18 protein-coding genes are annotated in these 19571 nt (G+C 46.4%); 11 read left to right on the forward strand and 7 right to left on the reverse strand.

Features of this window, described 5'->3' with window-relative positions; genetic code table 11:
* The first annotated feature begins 62 nt into the window (after window positions 1-62).
* From CKW14_RS08785 to CKW14_RS08835, 11 genes are all read left to right on the forward strand, one after another.
* Window positions 63-863: an ABC transporter permease gene (locus CKW14_RS08785; RefSeq protein WP_095125157.1), complete on the forward strand. Its 801-nt coding sequence runs from the start codon at window positions 63-65 to the stop codon at window positions 861-863.
* Between the two features lie 14 nt (window positions 864-877).
* The gene (locus CKW14_RS08790) at window positions 878-1621 is read left to right on the forward strand and encodes an ABC transporter ATP-binding protein (RefSeq protein WP_095125158.1); all 744 of its coding nucleotides are present in this window, start codon (window positions 878-880) and stop codon (window positions 1619-1621) included.
* A gap of 80 nt (window positions 1622-1701) precedes the next feature.
* Window positions 1702-2466: a glycosyltransferase family 2 protein gene (locus CKW14_RS08795; protein ID WP_095125159.1), complete on the forward strand. Its 765-nt coding sequence runs from the start codon at window positions 1702-1704 to the stop codon at window positions 2464-2466.
* Window positions 2457-3086, forward strand: a complete 630-nt coding sequence (locus CKW14_RS08800; protein WP_095125160.1) for a phosphodiesterase — start codon at window positions 2457-2459, stop codon at window positions 3084-3086. Before CKW14_RS08795 ends, CKW14_RS08800 begins: the two co-directional genes overlap by 10 nt.
* Window positions 3083-3706, forward strand: coding sequence for an HAD family phosphatase (locus CKW14_RS08805; protein ID WP_095125161.1), 624 nt, complete (start codon window positions 3083-3085; stop codon window positions 3704-3706). The genes CKW14_RS08800 and CKW14_RS08805 overlap by 4 nt, the downstream gene beginning before the upstream one ends.
* 1 nt (window position 3707) lies before the next feature.
* The gene (locus tag CKW14_RS08810) at window positions 3708-4436 is read left to right on the forward strand and encodes a glycosyltransferase family 2 protein (protein ID WP_095125162.1); all 729 of its coding nucleotides are present in this window, start codon (window positions 3708-3710) and stop codon (window positions 4434-4436) included.
* A gap of 1 nt (window position 4437) precedes the next feature.
* Window positions 4438-4767 carry a hypothetical protein gene (locus CKW14_RS08815; protein ID WP_095125163.1) on the forward strand — a complete coding sequence of 110 codons (330 nt, stop codon included), beginning with the start codon at window positions 4438-4440 and terminating at the stop codon, window positions 4765-4767.
* A 5-nt stretch (window positions 4768-4772) separates the two neighbouring features.
* A complete protein-coding gene (locus CKW14_RS08820) occupies window positions 4773-5813 on the forward strand; it encodes an FkbM family methyltransferase (RefSeq protein WP_095125164.1) in 1041 nt (346 codons plus the stop codon).
* 16 nt (window positions 5814-5829) lie between these two features.
* On the forward strand, window positions 5830-7827 hold the full coding sequence (locus tag CKW14_RS08825; RefSeq protein ID WP_095125165.1) for a hypothetical protein: 1998 nt from the start codon (window positions 5830-5832) through the stop codon (window positions 7825-7827).
* Between the two features lie 39 nt (window positions 7828-7866).
* Window positions 7867-9051: a glycosyltransferase gene (locus CKW14_RS08830; RefSeq protein ID WP_095125166.1), complete on the forward strand. Its 1185-nt coding sequence runs from the start codon at window positions 7867-7869 to the stop codon at window positions 9049-9051.
* Window positions 9052-9243: 192 nt separating this feature from the next.
* Window positions 9244-10299 carry an acyltransferase gene (locus CKW14_RS08835; protein ID WP_095125167.1) on the forward strand — a complete coding sequence of 352 codons (1056 nt, stop codon included), beginning with the start codon at window positions 9244-9246 and terminating at the stop codon, window positions 10297-10299.
* A 269-nt stretch (window positions 10300-10568) separates the two neighbouring features.
* Here the strand turns inward: CKW14_RS08835 and CKW14_RS08840 are convergent, their stop codons facing one another.
* From CKW14_RS08840 to rfbB, 7 genes are all read right to left on the reverse strand, one after another.
* Window positions 10569-11957 carry a glycosyltransferase family 1 protein gene (locus tag CKW14_RS08840; protein ID WP_095125168.1) on the reverse strand — a complete coding sequence of 463 codons (1389 nt, stop codon included), beginning with the start codon at window positions 11955-11957 and terminating at the stop codon, window positions 10569-10571.
* Complete coding sequence (locus CKW14_RS08845; RefSeq protein WP_095125169.1) at window positions 11957-13063, reverse strand: glycosyltransferase family 1 protein; 1107 nt, start codon at window positions 13061-13063, stop codon at window positions 11957-11959. Before CKW14_RS08845 ends, CKW14_RS08840 begins: the two co-directional genes overlap by 1 nt.
* Before the next feature lie 207 nt (window positions 13064-13270).
* Entirely contained in the window at window positions 13271-14635 is a 1365-nt protein-coding gene (locus tag CKW14_RS08850; RefSeq protein ID WP_095125170.1) for a phosphomannomutase, read from the reverse strand.
* Window positions 14636-14782: 147 nt separating this feature from the next.
* Window positions 14783-16225 carry a mannose-1-phosphate guanylyltransferase/mannose-6-phosphate isomerase gene (locus CKW14_RS08855; RefSeq protein WP_095125171.1) on the reverse strand — a complete coding sequence of 481 codons (1443 nt, stop codon included), beginning with the start codon at window positions 16223-16225 and terminating at the stop codon, window positions 14783-14785.
* 436 nt (window positions 16226-16661) lie between these two features.
* Window positions 16662-17558, reverse strand: a complete 897-nt coding sequence (gene rfbA / locus CKW14_RS08860) for a glucose-1-phosphate thymidylyltransferase RfbA (protein ID WP_095125172.1) — start codon at window positions 17556-17558, stop codon at window positions 16662-16664.
* Window positions 17555-18448 (reverse strand): dTDP-4-dehydrorhamnose reductase, encoded by an 894-nt coding sequence (gene rfbD / locus CKW14_RS08865; RefSeq protein ID WP_095125173.1) that lies wholly within the window; start codon window positions 18446-18448, stop codon window positions 17555-17557. Before rfbD ends, rfbA begins: the two co-directional genes overlap by 4 nt.
* A complete protein-coding gene (gene rfbB, locus CKW14_RS08870) occupies window positions 18445-19521 on the reverse strand; it encodes a dTDP-glucose 4,6-dehydratase (protein WP_095048559.1) in 1077 nt (358 codons plus the stop codon). Before rfbB ends, rfbD begins: the two co-directional genes overlap by 4 nt.
* Window positions 19522-19571 lie beyond the last annotated feature (50 nt).

A 19571-nucleotide genomic window follows, 5' to 3' on the forward strand; every position in this document is an offset into this window, starting at 1 on the left:
GTGGAGGCGGCAGAGCCGCGAAATCACATTTCTGGCTTTTTCACAATAAACCGGATTTTCTAATGCTAAATAGGTCAATAACCGCCGCTTTTTCGGACATATTCGCCGCCTCGCGCCGTTATTCTTTGGTTGGAATGTTAGGGTGGCAAGATGTTCGCCAGCGGTATAGGAGATCTGCGCTAGGGCCATTTTGGCTCACGATTAGCATGGGAGTTATGATAGGCACAATTGGAATTGTTTTTGGCCAAATCTTCAACGCTCCAATCAAAGAGTTCCTTCCATTCCTTGCAGCGGGAATGATTCTGTGGAGTTTTATCTCCACAGCGATCAATGAAGGGTGTACTACATTCATTACCGCGGAAGGGATAATCAAACAACTACCAATTCCACTGTTTGTACATATATTGCGCATGATCTGGCGCAACATATTAATACTTGCGCACAACATTGTAATATTCCCAATTGTTCTGATAAGCGTTGGAAAGCCTATCGGTCTAGTCGCCTTCTTGAGCATTCCCGGCTTTGTACTTGTGGCGATTAATCTTGCTTGGGTCGCCCTGCTGCTGAGCGTATTATGTGCAAGGTACAGGGATCTTCCACAGATAATTGGCAGCCTGTTGCAGATTGCCTTTTATCTGACGCCAATCATGTGGATGCCAAATCTGATACCTCAGCGAGCTGGCTTGTACTTACTTGACCTTAACCCTATATACCATCTGATTGAAGTAATCCGCACACCTCTGCTTGGCGGAACACCCACAATGACAAACTGGCTGGTCTCAGGGGCTTTAGCGCTAACCGGATGGTTCCTTACCCTCGCGATCTATGGTCGGTACAAACGCCGAATTGCATACTGGCTCTGAGAAAACAAACAACCATGGCTTTTATTGAGTTTAACAATGCTTGCGTCGATTTCCCTATCTACAATGCAAATGGGAGGTCATTAAAAAAACGGTTGATTCAAGTTGCCACTGGAGGGCAACTGGGGGCTGACAACCAAGGACGAGTTATCGTTCGAGCGCTTGAAAATCTAAACTTCAAGCTCAATGATGGCGATCGCGTCGGATTACTTGGTCATAACGGCGCTGGGAAAAGTACCTTATTAAGACTTCTTAGCGGTGTCTACACGCCCTCCTCCGGAACCGCGACAATATCCGGCGATATTGGCTCACTAATCGACATCTCTTTAGGGATCGACCCTGAAGCCACAGGCAGGGAAAATATATTCCTCCGTGGCGGCTTACTCGGGATGACACGAAGTGAAATAAGTCAAAAATTAGATGAAATCATCGACTTCTCTGAGCTTGGCGACTTTGTCGATATGCCCCTTCGAACTTACTCGACCGGCATGCACTTACGCTTGGCATTTGCGGTATCAACGGTTGTTCGACCTGAAATACTCCTAATGGATGAATGGCTTTCAGTCGGAGACGAAAGCTTCAAGCATAAAGCAGAAATTCGGATGACGGAGTTAGTACAATCGACAAACATTCTTGTCATTGCAACACACTCACGAGAATTGATCATGCATACCTGCAATCGAGTCATATGGCTTGAACACGGAAAAATTCGCATGGACTCTGATCCGCAAACTGTCGCGGCCGCATATTTTGGTGGTTGAGCTTCAATTTCCATAACTAAGGAAAATTGACGCAGCGACAAAATACGAGACTTTCACCCTCATGATGACGGGCAATTAAAATGTTGAACATAGTTATTCCAATGGCTGGAAAGGGAAGCCGATTTGCTAACGCTGGTTTTACGGATCCCAAACCGTTAATCCAGATTCACGGCATGCCTATGATCCAACTTGTGATTGCCAATCTGCGCCCGAACCGCGAGCACCGCTTTATATTTATTTGCCAGCGCGAGCACTATTCACTCTATAAACTTGACGAAATGCTTCCAACATGGGCGCCAAACCATGAAGTCATATTGCTCGACGGTGTAACTGAAGGTGCCGCTTGCACAGTTTTGACTGCAAAACATCTAATCAACAGCGACGACGCTCTGATGATTGCCAATAGTGATCAATTCATTGATACATCCATTGATGACTATCTGAATGACATAGATACACGTTCCTTGGATGGCTTGATCATGACAATGAAAGCGAATGATCCAAAGTGGTCTTTCGCCGCAACTGACGCTAACCAGCATGTGACCAACGTAGTAGAAAAAGAACCAATATCCGACGACGCGACCGTCGGAATCTATAATTTTTCGCGTGGTCGTGATTTTGTTAGCGCCGCAGAGAACATGATCGCAGCCAACGAACGCGTAAACGGTGAATTCTATGTTGCACCTGCATACAATAGAATGATCAAAGAAGAAAAGGTTGTCGGAATTTATAGCGTTGGCTCAGAGGCAAATGGCATGTACGGACTGGGAACCCCTGCAGACCTGGCACTGTTCATCGATCATTCCATATCAAGACCAGCGGTCGAGAACGCCAAATGGAAATAATCAGCCACAGAGGTTACTGGTTACAAGCAGAAGAAAAGAATACTCCGCAGGCATTTGAGCGGTCTTTTTCTCTCGGATTTGGTACGGAAACTGATGTTCGGGATCTCTCTGGAAAGCTCGTCATCTCACATGATCCCCCAACCGGAAATGAAATTACGTTGGATGAACTGCTTGAGATCGCCGGTAAAAACAAACCAACTCTTGCCTTGAATGTGAAGGCAGACGGGCTCGCCGTTGCCATTGGCTCAACAATGAAACGGCATGATTATGCCAATTGGTTTGTTTTCGACATGTCGATCCCTGACACCAGAGCACAACTCGCAGCAGGAAATCCTACGTTCGTAAGGGTGAGCGAGGAGGAGCCGATAATTGCATTTAAGAAAAATGCCTGCGGTATTTGGTTTGATGCATTCGAAAGCGATGAATGGCGAATAGAAGAGCTGACAAAGCTTGTAAAGCAAAACATCAGAGTTTGTATTGTTTCTCCCGAACTGCACCGTCGCGACCACATTCAATTTTGGCAAAATTTGAAAAACGCCGACCTACATAGTAATAACAATATTTTGCTATGCACTGATCTCCCAGAACACGCAGTAAATTTTTTTGAGACCACGTTATGATTAAAGCTATAGTTTTTGACATGGATGGTGTCTTAATCGACGCTAAAGAATGGCACTACGAAGCTCTCAACAAGGCTCTAGCTTTATTTGGCTTTGAAATCTCCAGATATGATCACCTAACGTCTTTCGACGGACTTCCAACAAGCACTAAACTCAATATGCTCAGCAAAATGAGCAATTTGCCCATTGAGCTACATTCATTTATCAATGAACTGAAGCAGTCTTACACGATGGACATGGTGCATGAAAAATGCCGTCCGCGCTTCATTCACGAATACGCACTTTCATCACTACGGGCGAATGGTTACAAACTTGGAGTAGCATCCAACTCTATCCGAGCAACCGTCCAGACAATGATGCAAAAAGCTGATCTCGACGATTATCTGGATGTTATGCTCTCTAATGAAGATGTAGAAAAACCAAAGCCTTCTCCCGACATTTATATTAAAGCAATGCAGCAACTTGGCTTCACCCCTGCCGAGTGCCTTATCGTAGAAGACAACGAGAATGGTATATTAGCGGCTCGAGCATCCGGTGCACATGTCTTAGTCGTCAGCGATGTTGACGAAGTAAATTATGAAAACATCATGAATGCGGTTCGACGCGCAGAAGGTAATTAAAATGACTAACGTATTAGTTCTTGCCGCGAATGAGCCACATGACGATAAGGATAGCGGTTACCCTCTCTGCCTCACCGAAGTTGATGGCAAGCCTCTTATCCAACATTTAAGCGAGCAATGCAACGTAATTAAAGACTCAAAGCTAATTCTCGCAGTGAGAGAAGATGACTGCAAACGCTGGCATCTCGACAACATTGTAAGGTTGCTCTCTCCTAAAGCTCAAGTATTACAAATACGGCGAAAGACCGGCGGCGCCGCCTGTACTGCACTGCTCGCAGTTGCAGAAATTGATAATGAAGAACCACTGCTCATTCTCAATGGCAATGAGTTGATTGACTTGGACTTCAGCGCCATTATTTCCAGCTTTTATGCATCACAGTTTGACGCTGGAGTAATCGTATTTCCATCTGTTCACCCTCGCTACTCATACGTTCGGATAAATTCGGAACAGCTCGTCGTTGAGTGCGCTGAAAAAAACCCTATCAGTAACAATGCTACAGTTGGATTCTATTGGTTCCGTCACGGAAAGGATTTTGTTAGTTGCGCAAAACAGGCAATTCTAAAGAATGCTCATGTGGATGGACAGTATTACATTTGCCCAACCTTAAATGAACTGATTCTTCGTCAAGGACGCATTGGTGTTCATAGAATTGATGCGCAGAAATTCCATCCATTAAAATCTGCGCGTCAAATTGAGAAACTAGATCATTTCAAAGAGAGCGGAGCATAGAATGAAGTCAGATCGCCTGGAAAGCATGGTCAAGGGCTGGTTTGTAGGCGCATTCAGTCCGTCCGTATTAAATACTGATGCCTGTGAAGTCGCTGTAAAGCACTATACACAAGGCGACTCCGAAGGTGCACATTATCACAAAATCGCTACTGAAATTACCGTAGTTGTTGAGGGGACGGTAAGAATGTGCGGCCGCGAATGGACCGCTGGAGACATCATTACTATTGCGCCAGGAGAGGCTACAGACTTTCTTTCCATCACAGACTCTATAACGGTGGTTGTCAAACATCCGGGAGCACTGGATGATAAATTTGTTATCAGTGAAGAGTGATATCAATGACTAAAACTTGTATTCTCGACATTGGAGCAAACAACGGTGATTTTTTGTTTCCTGTTGCAGCTCGGTCTTCAGGCATACCAATAATTGGTATCGAACCAATACCCGAGCTGTATCAGGCTCTGGAAGAAAAAAAAGACAGCATGAGCCTGGCTAACATTCAGCTGTTTAAAGCAGCTATTGATGTTATCCCTTGCCGGACCACGTTCAATGTTGCCCGTCATGCCGACTGGGGAGTATCTAGCCTTCTTCCCTTTAACTCAAGCTCAATTACCAACGATGAATATTGGAAAGAGCGATCTGACTTATACTTCGACGAAGTAATCGATGTAGATGTTATTCGTTTGGACTCCCTTCTGGAACGAGAGGGATACGACCATATAAGTTTTATAAAAATTGATGCCCAGGGTGTGGATCTAAGAGTACTGGAGTCACTGGGCAAGTATCTTTCATCAGTCGACGCTGGAATGCTGGAAACACCTACCACATCTGCGACATCACTCTATAACGGGGAACCAGCACTATTTGAGGTTCTTTCTTTTTTAGATAACCATGGCTTTGAACCATTCGCCATCAAATCAAACGATCCGGCCTGCGCTGAAGTTAATGTTTTCTTTAATCGAAAAGGCGTAAACTGGCGTGAAGTGGAAGATAATCTGAAACTTAGGGGCGTTCCATTATACGATGGCAAGCACTACTGGCACGTAGCGTCTGACTCTCCAACTCTTCCCCCTGGTGATCCGGTATCTCTGTCCGTACAACAGGAACTTGCGCGCGCTCGTCATTATGTGGCTGAAAATTCCGCAGCATGGGCACGTGTGCTGTACTGGAAATCAGAAGCAAAAAAAATCAAAGCCCAACTCGACTCTGAACTGCAGGGTGCTGCTGGTTCGCACTGTGCTGAATTTTCATCTAATGATGAAAACAATAGACTGAGAGACGAAAATAACTTTCTCAAATCACAAATTGAAGCCATCTACCTTTCCACAAGCTGGAAATTTAGCGCTCCCCTGCGCGCACTAAAAAAGCTTATACGATAAAGGCGATTAACTGAGAATGCTCGACTCAAAATTAATGAGTGAAATTTGCGGCGTCAAAACCGTATTCTGGGCTGGAGTATACCCTCCCGCTAACAATTTCGTATCGTCGCCTCGGATATTTGATCCTAGCAGCGATTTCCGGGAGCTACCGTCTTTACATGGAAATTTTAGTGCCGTTTATCTTACTGAAAACGATCTCGGTAAATTTAAACAATGGCCATTGATCATTGATGAGGCGCTGAGACTTCTACAACATAATGCAAAGTGCTTGCTCTTTGTCAGGTTTTCGCAATCTAACCTGCTCACTTTATTTTCTTTCGGTGCATTTTTAAGAAGACACAAAGAGTGCACCTTTGAACTACTCAATCAAGATACCGATGAAGACGGGACCATCGTCTACAGTATGTATTGCACTAGAAATAGTGTACCACCTACCCTGTCAACGTTTGAGTTTGCGCTTATTACAGATGGTCGGCGTCCAGAGAAAGTAATACGCTTTATAGATAGCGTTCAGCAAGTGCGTGGCATAGATAATATCGCGTGGAGTGTTGCTATTTGTGGGCCAGCCTCTTTAAGGGAGTCACTTGAACAATACAACGAAAAAGTTCGGTATATTGATGCTCCTGATGACCATTCTGCGAAAGGATGGATCACTAAAAAGAAAAATATTATCGTCGAGACTTCAAACGCCGAAAACTTGTTGATAGCACACGACCGCTATGAAATACCGAGGGGTTTCCTGGATCAAATGTTTGAGTTTGGGGCGGACTTTTCAGTTATTGTTCCAGCCCAAATAGATTTGGAAGGCAATCGTTTCCCCGACTGGGTTACCCTTGGCAGCACTTGGAGCTGGAGTCCAAGCAGTATGCTGCAATATGGCGATTACAATCCTAACGTCTACGTGAACGGAGGTGTGATCATTAGCAAGAGGGCGACACTTTTAGAAACTCCCTGGAACGAACTTTTGTTCTGGAACCAAGGTGAAGATGTTGAGCTTTCTCGCTGCATGAGCGAAAAAGGGATAACTCCACGCCTTGCAAGAACCGTTGAACTCATTGTTACAGACTCACGGCCTGGCTATATCTACGAGTTCGCTCGACTCCCAGACCTGAATTACAACTACTCCTTGCCTTATGGATGCACTGACCCGTCTTACGCGTCGGCTAGCACTATCAAACTTGATAATAAGGTCAGCCTATTTGGCAAGAGTTCGCAACAATTATCCGCCGACGGGATTATTCTAGATCAGTCCGTATGGACCATCACCAATGAAGGGTTAGTATCACTTCAGCGGAATAAAAATCTCTCGGTCTGTCTTGAACCAAATAGCAAAGATCTTAGTCTTGAAATCTTCTTTCATAGCAACACTAACAAATCAGATATTGAAATCAAGACGAATGGTATTAATCAAGTCTTGAACTGGGACACGAATGAGGAAGAGACCTCATGCACCATCCTCATTGACACAACTATTTTGGCACCGAACTCTTCACAAGTAGTAATCGACATCAGATCTGATACCTCTTTGGTATTGACAGCCATCCTAGTAAAGAAACAACCAATAACTACTCAATATCCAATTCTATTTGAAAAAAATGCAAACATATCGAATTCTATTTTAGGTAGCGGTTGGGCAGCTCGTGAGGCATGGGGTGTTTGGTCACTTGGAGATCAATCAATCTTGAATCTTCCTGTGCCTGAAGTTGACGTCAATCATGATTTGAACCTTGAGGTTACAGCCAGAGGTTTCGCGCCCGCAAATACAAAAAATCAGCTGGTCTGGGTCACTTGCAACGGCACCCCTATAACACTCTTGACATTGTCGAAGAAAAAATCCGCTAAGAAGTACTCTTTTCGACTACCAAGGACAATTTTCAAAGGCGCTAGAACTCTACAATTTGCGTTCACTCCGCTTTCCCCGTCCTCTCCTAGCGATGACGGAAAGTCCAAAGACGTCAGAAAATTGGCTGTAGCGCTGATTAAAATTGATGCAAAACCAGTGAAAGCAGACTAGATATTCAATTTATCCGTGCCCTTTATATAGATAAAACACATGAAACAAAAAAAGATATTAATGATAGTGGAGCGTAACTTTTATAGTACGCATATCGGAGTTCGACGTGTCATCCGATATCATTGGCATCAGTTAGCCGCACAAGGGCATAGCCTCACATTAGCGACCCCCCACCAGGGTCGCTTAGCTGCATGCTCGAAAGATGACGCTAAAACAATGATGAGCGACATTGAGCACTCATCTCTTCTAATGCACTCAGCTCCGGACTGGGCTAAAGGTGATCCAGTCCCAAACGAAGCTCCAATACAATCAACGACAAAGACTGGTAAGACATATAATTGCCATTGGGACGACCCTAAAGAAATCCGTCTGGAAGATTTCGACGAATCAATACTGACCACTCCTTGGATGTGTTCTCCTTCAGGCTCGGTGCCTGAGGGGCAATATACAATGGGCTTCGTCTATGACATGGTGCCAAATCTTCTAGCGATTGGCGCCCTTCGTATGCCTCGCTTCTTGAATGCCTATCATTTTGCTCATGAACACAGCATAGGTTATGACTTTTATATCAAGAACGCTCAAAAAATCATCTGCATCAGCGAAAGCACCAAAAATGACTTTATTAGCTTCTATGGTAAGAGTTTAGAGCCAAGATTGGAAATCTGCATTCCGTTCAAAGACTTCGGAAATACGAATTCTATCGAAAGTGAAAATCGCGACTATATCTTATTAGTGAACGTGCTTGACCATAGGAAAAACTTTATTGCAGTCTCCGAATCGTTAAAAAAGGCTGCAGCACAAACAGATCTGAAGATTATCGTTGTCGGACGTGAACGCATGCCTTTTACGGAGGTTACTCGTTTTCTAGAGGAAATCTCATCCATCAGCTCGAATGTTGAATGGTATCGATCGCCCTCAGATCAACTTCTCGAATCACTTATGAAAAAAGCCAAAGTTCTTTTCTTTCCTTCTATTTACGAGGGCCTGGGCCTTCCGATTTTAGAAGCGCAGGCTCAGGGTATTCCGGTAATTTCATCGAATAACTCATCCTGTGGTGAAATCAATCAGAATCCGACACTCACAGCGGACCCATATGATCACGATGGATTTGCATCAAAAATTGTTGGTGTCATTAACAATACCCAACCTATACTCCATGGTGGCATCTTAACAAACAAGCAAAATAGCTTTCTTGAAAATAGAAACAAACTATTGCTCGATTAATCGAGTGCGTTTCTAGTGTCACGCTCTTCTCAGGATCAGAATCGGCATAAAATAACAATAGCAGATTCTGAAACGACCTCTCATACACTACGCTATTAGATCAAGGCCTCCAAGCTACCAGCTGCAATATAAAAAAGCGCCGTTGATGATATGGAGTACAGAACATTAATTTAGACACGAAGGAAGACTGACTTGAATAGGATTAAGTCACTGGACGGGGCGAGAGGTATTGCGGCGCTTCTGGTCGTGCTAGATCACTATGTGACCGCACTGATAGAGGCACCGATAGATAGCGTCGCGTATTACATCGCAAGTTTTATAGGCAGTTATGCCGTAGGACTTTTTTTCATAACAAGCGGCTTCGTGGTAGCCGCCAGCGCAACCGTCAGTTCCGGTAGTGATTTTTTTGTAAAACGCATTTTTAGACTCTACCCTATCGCCATAGCTGCCGTGGCACTGAGAATACTGTCAGAGTACCTAATAGATAGCCCGAGAAACCTAGATTTTGAAAATTTTTTACTCAGCGTGAGCTTATTTGGATCAGACGTCCTACCAAATGAGTTTCTCGTGGAGCCCATTTTTTGGACACTCGCAATCGAGGTAAAATTTTATCTACTAATTGGTTTCGCTTATTTCTTTGCGCGTGCTTTTAAAGCAGACTTATACTCTATTGCACTGATTACTTTGATTTTTTTGGCTGTAGGCCGCGTTCATATTATCCCCCACCACCCAATGCATCAATGGGCAACAAACTTCGGCGTACTAGCCTCAACGCTCCCAATGCTTATCTTAGGCTGGATTTTCTGGTTATTTCACTCTAATCAAATCTCACTGCAAAAACTGATAGCAGGACTGGTTGGCATACTATTGGTATTTAGCATAGCGCCGTTTCCAATATATGTATCACTCGATAAAGGCACCCCAAGTTGGCTGTTAGCATTTGCAACATTTTGCTATTTGATTTACTTCCAAAACCACTGTGCTTTTCTTTACAATAAAATTTTCCAGCTTTTAGGTAGATTATCTTACTCCCTTTACGCCTGCCATATGGCAGTAGCAGTTCTAATAAAGCACTTCTCACCAGAAAACAATTTAATCACTTTTATAGTATTTATTTCTGTAAGTTTAATCGTCTCATATGGCGTCCATGTGTTAATAGAAACGCCAATGGTGCGTTTCTCAAAAAGCCTTATGAAACCAAAAAAAGTAAAACTAACGTCTACAGAGGAGAATCAAAAGCTTCAATAAGAATCTAGTGTTTTATAGGATAAGCACGGACGCAAGCGAATCTTAAGATACTCAAAATTTTTAATAAATCGCCGCAGCAATATGCGTAGCGCAGTAAACATGGAGCCATTGACAAGTCACACTTATCCCTTTGAATAAAAATTGCCCGATGCATTGCATCGGGCGTTTAATAAACAACAGTTTAAGAAATGGCTAAGTATCCTGAGGGAGCGGGCTGCTTATATCCCTATCATCCCTTCGACTTTATAAACAAAATCCAACCAACTTCATTATTTTACAGCATTATAAAAAACACTTCTTGCAGTCTCAGCCCAAGGAACAATACGGTAGTCGCATTTTATATGCTGTTCTTTGAGACGTAGCGCCTCGGAGTCAGAAATATATTTTTCCAATTCAGACTCCCACGATAAAATATCCCACGGATCAATATAGTCAAGCAACTTACCTCCCACCTCAGGTATGGAGGCTGCATTAGAAGCCAGACAATATTTACCTGCCGCAAGACTTTCGGCAACAGGTAGTCCCCAGCCTTCATAGAGAGAAGGAAAAAGCGTGAACATGCAGTTTCTATATAGGCTCACCAGATCAGAGTCTGAAACATTGCTCAGAACCTTTATATACTCCTTTACCCTAGGATCCAGTTCCAGATCCTTCAAGAAATCATTAACTCCCCACCCAGGCATCCCAACAAATACTAGCAGTGGTAAATCTTTGACACCCTTGTTTATAAGCCTTGTGTATGCCCGATATAACACTTCATGATTTTTTCTACGCTCGATAGTAGAAACAAAAAGAATGAATTTTTTCTGAAGTAGCGATAACACTTCCACACTAGTTACTGGACTTTTTTGCTGAAGTATATCGCCACCCAACTTTATAACTGGCATATCAGGAACTGGGGCACCCAACTCTTCAAGTAAAAGTTTTAGGTCTGTCCGCGTATATTCCGATATGCATAGGATCTGATCCGCACACCACGCCACGTCAGAAAAATAGTTTGCAAATTTAGCTGCCACATCGCCAACACAGAGATGCGGAAGTCTTACAGGAATAATATCGTAGCAACATAGTACGACTCTCATACCCACATGTTTTTTCAATCTATAAAGATACGGTAGGTCTTTATTATCCCAGTCCAAACCAACGGAAATATAACAGTCTCCTTTTTTAAACGGATTTACCTCTATACTTAGATTGGTTTTATTCTTGGCAGGAACAAACTTATTATTCGCCGGCTTGAAGAATAACGATAAAGCTAAGCGAAAATGCCTAAACGATACAAGCGCCTCAACTATTGCTAATCTACGACGTTGAAAAGCCTGATACAATAAACCACGAACCCGCGAAGGTAGTCGACTAGTTATACGTAAGGCAATTTCTTTAAGTCGTGTTTCGAGTGCTTTTTTTTGCGGTTGACTATTTGGAATTCTGACAGTCGTTTGAGCATGATCACCCGAAATTCTTTTTAGGGTTTCAGCCACTTCAACCGCCGAAACCTCATTGAACCCAGACATGCTATCGAATGAACAAAACTTTATGCTCGCACCATTTGAAACTTCTTCCAACGCATAGCCCGCGCATTCTGTTTCGGTTCTGATAATCCCAACAGCCGGACGCCGCCAAGCTAATATGGTAGTAACATCAAACCAAGTAGTCATTAACTTAGAGCCTTTTGAGTAATTTTCGTCTTTGCGGCTTGAGGAATGGCGGCTAGGCACTGAGTCCAAGTCAGAGACTCCCTGCTAACTCTATCGGCCCCCTCCAAACTAAGCTGCTTCGGACCGCATAAACGCGCTCTTATTGCTGCATGAAACTCACTTGCATTTTTTGCAATTGTTAACTCTGGAAGATGGAGGTACTGCTCAAACCCTCTAAAAGCTGACTCAGTGCCGATTACATACTTCCCAGAATAAATTGCTTCTGCTGTTTTTATATTGGAGCCACCACCATGAGGAATAGGAAGAAGGAACGCATGAGCAAGAGTTTTTACAGCGTCTAGATCTTCGTCAGGCAGCATATATAGTAGTTGCAATCGCGACAAATTCAGAGCGCCCCAGCGGCTGTCACGAAGAGTTGCCTCGAGGTGTTCACAAACGCTTCCAACAACTACTAACTTACTATCTGGCGGGATGCATGCCAGTGAACTGCCCAAACACTCGTTAAACCCCATGAAATTTGGAGGATGAGCACTTGCAACATATAAAATCCACGGACTTTTAGGGAGCCGCTCTTTCCATATTTCCAAATTTTTTTGCTGTGCTTCCCAAGGAGATATGCCATTGGGAGCTAATAACGGAGATTTTGCTCCCCAGCTTGAAATAATTTCAAAATCAGATTGTGTTACCGCGGTAGCGATATCAGCCTCAATAGCAGCGGTTTGCTCCAATCGATCGATATCCGCAATAACTTCGTCGGTGCCCTTAATTTGATAGCTGTCTAAAATTTCTTTTTTTAATGGCGACTCTATATTTTGAGATCCATAAATAAGGCAGGCATCTTTATATTTTTCAATCGTTTTTATTTTTCGAACCAGCGGCCACAACCAGGGCTGCTCTACATGAATAGCATCGATGATCGGAGGCAGCTTTTTCAATATTGACTGAAACGCCCCCCCTTCCGAGCTTGCATACTCACCGGAGAGTAAGTCGTTGATCAAAGGCACGAATTTATTTTTATATTTTCTAAAACTGGAACCCGGAGGAAATTCGATGTCATTTTTTCCCAACACCGCTGGAGGGTATCCCTCTGGCTCGTAAATCGCCATATGGAAAACATTCCAACCATTGGCGCTAAACGTTCTGGCGATATTTGCGACCCTAACCTGCCCTCCATGCCGCGGGCTGGCAATGGGATATGTGCTTAACAATAAGACCGTTTTCAAAATATAAACCTACTGTATCAATAGTCAGAACGCCACCACGGCACCAAACAAATCGCATCCAAAACTACTCATTAACAACACACAAACATTTTAAACAGCATTAATCAATGATTCGAGTTCTTTCAAACGTTCCCAAATCACGGCTTTATCTGCTTTCGCCTCGATATTCAAACGCAACAAAGGCTCAGTATTTGATCCGCGCAAATTGAACCGCCAGTCCACAAAGGAAACACTTACCCCATCTGTTCTATCAATTAATGGGTTTTGCGGCAGATAATAATCCACGACTTTCTGCAGGGTGGTCGAAACGTCTTCTACTCGATAATTAATCTCGCCCGTGCACGGATAAGCCTCAATACGCTCATCTACTAATTGCGCAAGACTCTTTCCACTGGTAGACATAAGCGCAGTTACCAGTAGCCAAGGGATCATCCCACTATCACAGTATGCAAAATCACGGAAATAATGATGTGCGCTCATTTCCCCGCCATAAACGGCGTCTTCAAGACGCATGCGCTCTTTGATAAACGCGTGTCCTGTCTTACATAGCACTGGGAGTCCACCCGCCCGTTCTACTTGATCTATGGTATTCCAGGTCAATCGGGGATCATGAATGATTTTGCTGCCTGGATGATTTTTTAGAAGCATCTCAGCCAATAAACCAACGACATAATAGCCTTCTATAAAACGGCCTTTGCCGTCGAAAAAGAAGCAACGATCAAAATCGCCGTCCCAAGCCAGACCCACATCGCAAGAGTTAGACAGTAGAGCTTGTCGGGTTAGTTCTCGATTCTCCGGTAACAGCGGGTTGGGTACGCCGTTGGGGAAGTTGCCGTCGGGCTCGGCATTTATTAGAACCCAATCAAAAGGCAATTTATCGATTAATTCCAGCAGAACGGGACCAGCAGCGCCATTGCCAGGGTCGGCAAGTATTTTCAGCGGTTTGAGGTCTGCAACTTTTATGTAACTTAGCAAATGCTCTATATACCGGGACTTTACGAGCTCGAAGCGAGTTTTTCCTGGTGAGTCGGCCAAGCTTCCGAGATCGCCACTTTCTACCCTGAGACGAATGGCGTCGAGTCCTGTGTCTCCGCTAATTGGACGTGACTCGGACTTTACCAACTTCATCCCGTTATAACCTTTGGGATTATGGCTCGCGGTTATCATCACCCCGCCGTCGGCGTTGAACGCACTGGTCGCGAAGTAGACCTCTTCGGTGCCACACAAACCAATATCGATGACATCCGCACCTGCATCACGCAAACCGCGAGACATCGCGTCAGCAAGCATTGGGCTTTCAAGCCGCATATCGCGTCCCAGTACAATACTTTTGCCCTTCAACTCGGTCACCATAGAGCGACCGATTCGATAGGCTACATCCTCATTGAGATCCAACGGGACTTGACCACGAATATCGTAGGCTTTGAAACACTGGGTTTTTATAGGGCTATGCATACCGCTCTCTTGCTGGGTATGTGGAAGCGAGGCAACAGATGCTGCTTTTTACTCGCCAGGTAGAAGCACGTCATTCTAACGCGGGATAAAAATATGCCCGCCCAATAGTAATCCTATCAAGCGGGCAAAAAATCGTCCTAAGAGCGTTTACTTATCGACACGACCATAGTTGTCTTCAAAACGCACGATGTCGTCTTCGCCCAGATAGTCACCACTCTGCACTTCGATCAGCACCAGATCGATGACTCCTGGGTTCATCAGGCGATGCTGGTGGCCGGCGCGAATGAACGTTGACTCGTTGGTATTCAACATCAGTTCTTGCTGATCGTTGACCACCACCGCCATCCCGCTGACAACGATCCAGTGCTCGCTTCTGTGGTGATGCATTTGCAGCGACAAAGAAGCTTTAGGCTTCACAACAATGCGCTTGATCTTGAAACGCTCGCCGTTTTCCAGCGTGGTGTAAGTACCCCACGGACGATGCACGGTACGGTGAAGCAAGTGCACCGTATGACTGCAGGCCTTGAGCTGATTGACAATATGCTTCACGTCTTGAGCGTGATCCTTGTGAGCAATCATCACCGCGTCAGGTGTATCAATGACCAGCAAGTCCTCAACGCCGACAAGCGCGGTCAGTCGGTCTTCACTGTTGACGTAGTTATTGCGCGAATCATGAGACAGTACCTCGCCCTCAAAGCGGTTACCGTTCTCGTCGGGCTCGGTCAATTCGCTGACAGCGTTCCACGAACCGATGTCACTCCAACCGATGTCACAGGGAACAGTCACAACTTTGGAAGAGCGCTCCATCAACGCGTAATCGATGGAGATGTCCGGCACCGCTGCGAATGCTTCGGCATCAAGCGCCAGGCAACGGTATTTGGCGGACGAGGTCAGACGCGAGCTATTGATCGTTTTGCTCACAGCCTCTACTACGTCCGGTGCATGCTGACGCAGCTCTTCCAGGACGGAGCCCACCCGGAAACAGAACATCCCGGAGTTCCAGTAGTAGTTCCCCGCGCCGACGTAGTTTTGAGCGGTTTCAAGGTTAGGCTTTTCGACAAACCGCGCGACTTTCAAGCCACCTTTAACAGGGGCATCTTTCTGCGCTTCAATGTAACCGAAACCAGTCTCAGGGTAGGTTGGCTGAATACCAAACGTCACCAACCAGCCGTCGGCAGCCAGCGCCATGGCGCTGGAAACGGCCGCAGCGAAAGCCTTTTCGTCTTTGATCAGGTGGTCAGCAGCCAACACCAGCATCTGGGCATCGGGGCCGTGCGTGGATTCGAGTTGAAGTGCCGCTGCTGCAACGGCCGCCGCTGTATTACGGCCGAAGGGTTCAAGAATGAAACCTTGAGCATGCTTGGCAGAATTGACTGTGCTGTACTCATCTTCAGTCTTGAACAGGAGTTCGCGGTTGGTCACCGTCAGAACTTCCACCACACCTTCCAGACGCGAAGCACGAAGGAACGTTTTCTGGATTAGATTCTGGCCATCTGGCAGCGCCATGAATGGCTTTGGATGGGTTTCTCGAGAAACAGGCCACAACCGGCTGCCCACTCCGCCAGACAAAATTACGGGAATCAGTTCCATGCTCTCAATCCTTAGTCCCCTCTCCAGTAGATACTTCCAGAAACGGGTTCAGTTATATTTCCGGTCATTTGTGCGTCCTGACTGACGCAAATACTTGCTCCAAGCCGCCAGAGAAAACAGCCGCTCGGCCTAAATCCAAATCCGTAAGCAACACCAGGATCCTTGCCGATCAACGATTGGGGCGGGGCTTCTTTTATGAGGCGTACCCAATGAGGCGAAGCTGCCCGCCCACAACCGCGAGTCGCAAGAACCGGTATGATTGCTGATCATTCTACAGCTTGTGCCTGGACATTAATAACTCCCTCCCGGCGGAAGGCACAAAAAACGCCCTGAAAATTGAAAGCATCCGAACAAGATCGATATCAAACCAACATCAACCCGGCTCGGCGTAACCACATCACAATCTTTACGAAAAATGGCTACTGCGCCAACAATGTCAGCCCTCGCGCACTGCGGAATCCAGAAGCTTCTCCAGGTACTGTCCATAGCCGGTTTTCTTCAGCCGCTCGGCTTGAGCACGCAACTGCGCCATGTCAATCCAGCCATTACTGTATGCAATCTCTTCAAGGCAGGCGACTTTCAGGCCTTGGCGCTTTTCAATGGTATGCACGAAATGACTGGCCTCTAGCAGCGAATCATGCGTACCGGTATCAAGCCATGCGAAGCCTCGACCGAGCATTTCAACTTTCAGCGACTTTTGCTGGAGATAGGCCAGATTGACGTCAGTAATTTCCAGCTCTCCGCGAGCGGACGGTTTGATACTCTTCGCGATTTCGACAACCTGGTTATCGTAGAAATAGAGTCCGGTCACAGCATAGTTGGACTTGGGCGCCGTCGGTTTTTCCTCGATACTCAACGCAGATCCATTAGCGTCAAACTCAACCACACCAAAGCGCTCGGGATCGGATACGTGATATCCGAAGATAGTTGCACCGTCCTCCTGCAGACCGGCCGAACGCAGGTTGTCCGAGAAGTGCTGACCGTAGAAAATGTTGTCTCCCAGGATCAGACAGCAGGGATCATCGCCGATGAACTCCTCACCGATAATGAAAGCCTGTGCCAGCCCGTCCGGGCTCGGCTGTTCGGCGTAACACAGCTTGATGCCATATTGGCTACCGTCGCCCAACAGCTTTTGAAAGCACGGCAGATCTTCAGGCGTGGAAATAATCAGAATTTCGCGCATCCCCGCCAACATCAGCACGGACAAGGGATAGAAGATCATCGGCTTGTCGTAGATCGGCAGCATCTGCTTGGACACGCCAAGGGTCAGCGGGTGCAAACGAGTACCCGAACCGCCAGCGAGGATGATGCCTTTACGATTTATCGTGGTCATTTATTGAGAACTTCCGTAAGCATTCGGGTTACGCCACTGCGCCAATCCGGCAAGTGCAAAGAAAAATTGTCGCGCAGCTTTCCCGTATTCAACCGGGAGTTCAGTGGGCGACAGGCTGGCGTTGGGTAGACAGACGTTTCGATCGCATTGATGCCTTTCACACAGAGCTCTTCCCCACGCGCTTTGGCGAAGTCAATCACGTGAGTTGCATATCCATGCCAAGAGACTTCGCCAGCGGCCGCCAAGTGATAAAGACCCGACAATTCAGGACGCAGAAAAACCTGTCGAAGGGTCAAGGCACTGATGTCCGCAATCAGGTCTGCACCGGTTGGCGCCCCGATCTGATCAGCGATGACACTCAGACTTTCGCGCTCTTTTGCCAGACGCAACATGGTTTTGGCGAAATTATTGCCACGAGCGCCATAAACCCAGCTGGCGCGAAAGATAAGATGCTTGCAGCCGGATTCGATGATCAATCGCTCTCCCGCAAGTTTGCTGGCACCGTAGTGATTCACCGGAGCCACGGCGTCACTCTCCCGCCATGGTGCAGATCCATGCCCATCGAAGACATAATCTGTCGAGTAATGAACCAGCCACCCGCCAAGCGCTCTGACCTCTTGCGCCAATACTCCAACAGCACGCGCGTTCACAAGATCTGCCAGCTCAGTCTCGACCTCAGCCTTGTCGACTGCGGTGTAAGCAGCCGCATTGACAACGACATCTGGCCTGATTGCGCGGAGAGTTGCCCGTAACCCATCAATATTGCTCAGGTCACCGCACAAGCCATCGGTTACTTGACGATCCAGTGCCACCAACTCACCGAGGGGCGCGAGAGATCGCTGCAACTCCCAACCGACCTGGCCGTTTTTTCCCAGAAGAAGGATTTTCATGCCTTGCCCGTACGATCTGCGTAGTTCTGATCAATCCACTGCTGATAGCTGCCGCTCTTCACATGCGCGACCCATTCAGTATTGTTCAGATACCACTCCACCGTTTTGCGGATACCACTATCAAACGTTTCTTCCGGCGCCCAACCAAGCTCTTGCTGTATCTTGCTTGCATCAATCGCGTAACGCTGATCATGACCGGGGCGGTCCTGCACGTAAGTGATCAGACTCGCATGGGGGCAATGAGGCGAAGCCGGGCGCAACTCATCAAGCAGCGCGCAGAGAGCATGCACTACTTCGATATTTTGTTTCTCGTTGTGGCCACCAATGTTGTAAGTCTCGCCGATGACGCCATCGGTGACGACTTTGTAGAGCGCGCGAGCGTGATCCTCCACATACAGCCAGTCACGTACCTGGTCGCCCTTGCCGTAAACCGGTAGCGCCTTGCCTTCCAGAGCGTTAAGTATGATTAGCGGAATCAGCTTTTCCGGAAAGTGGTACGGACCATAGTTGTTCGAACAATTGGTAACCAGGGTCGGCAGACCATAGGTGCGAGACCACGCGCGAACCAGGTGATCGGAGCTAGCCTTGCTGGCAGAGTAAGGCGAACTTGGCTGGTAGGGCGTGGTTTCGGTAAACAGATCTTCAGGCCCTTCCAGATCGCCGTACACTTCATCAGTAGAGATATGATGAAAGCGAAAAACGGCTTTACGACCTTGCTCCAGGCCGCTCCAGTAATGACGCGCTGATTCCAGAAGCGTGTAGGTGCCAATGATGTTGGTCTGGATGAATTCCGACGGACCCGATATGGAGCGGTCAACGTGCGACTCTGCCGCCAAATGCATGATCGCGTCAGGCTGGTGCTCACGCAGAACTCGATCCATTTGACCGCGATCACAAATGTCTACGCGCTCAAATGCATAGCGCGAACTCTGACTCACATCAGCCAGAGACTCCAGATTGCCGGCATAGGTCAGCTTATCGACGTTAACGACAGAATCGCCGGTATTGGAAATGATGTGACGGATAACTGCTGAGCCGATAAACCCGGCGCCGCCGGTTACTAGAATTTTCACGCGGTACCATGCCTTTGAGCTGCTGACAGCGATTCGGGAGCGCTGTCCAA

The organism is Pseudomonas sp. Irchel s3a12 (assembly GCF_900187485.1).
Classification (GTDB): Bacteria; Pseudomonadota; Gammaproteobacteria; order Pseudomonadales; family Pseudomonadaceae; genus Aquipseudomonas; species Aquipseudomonas neuropathica.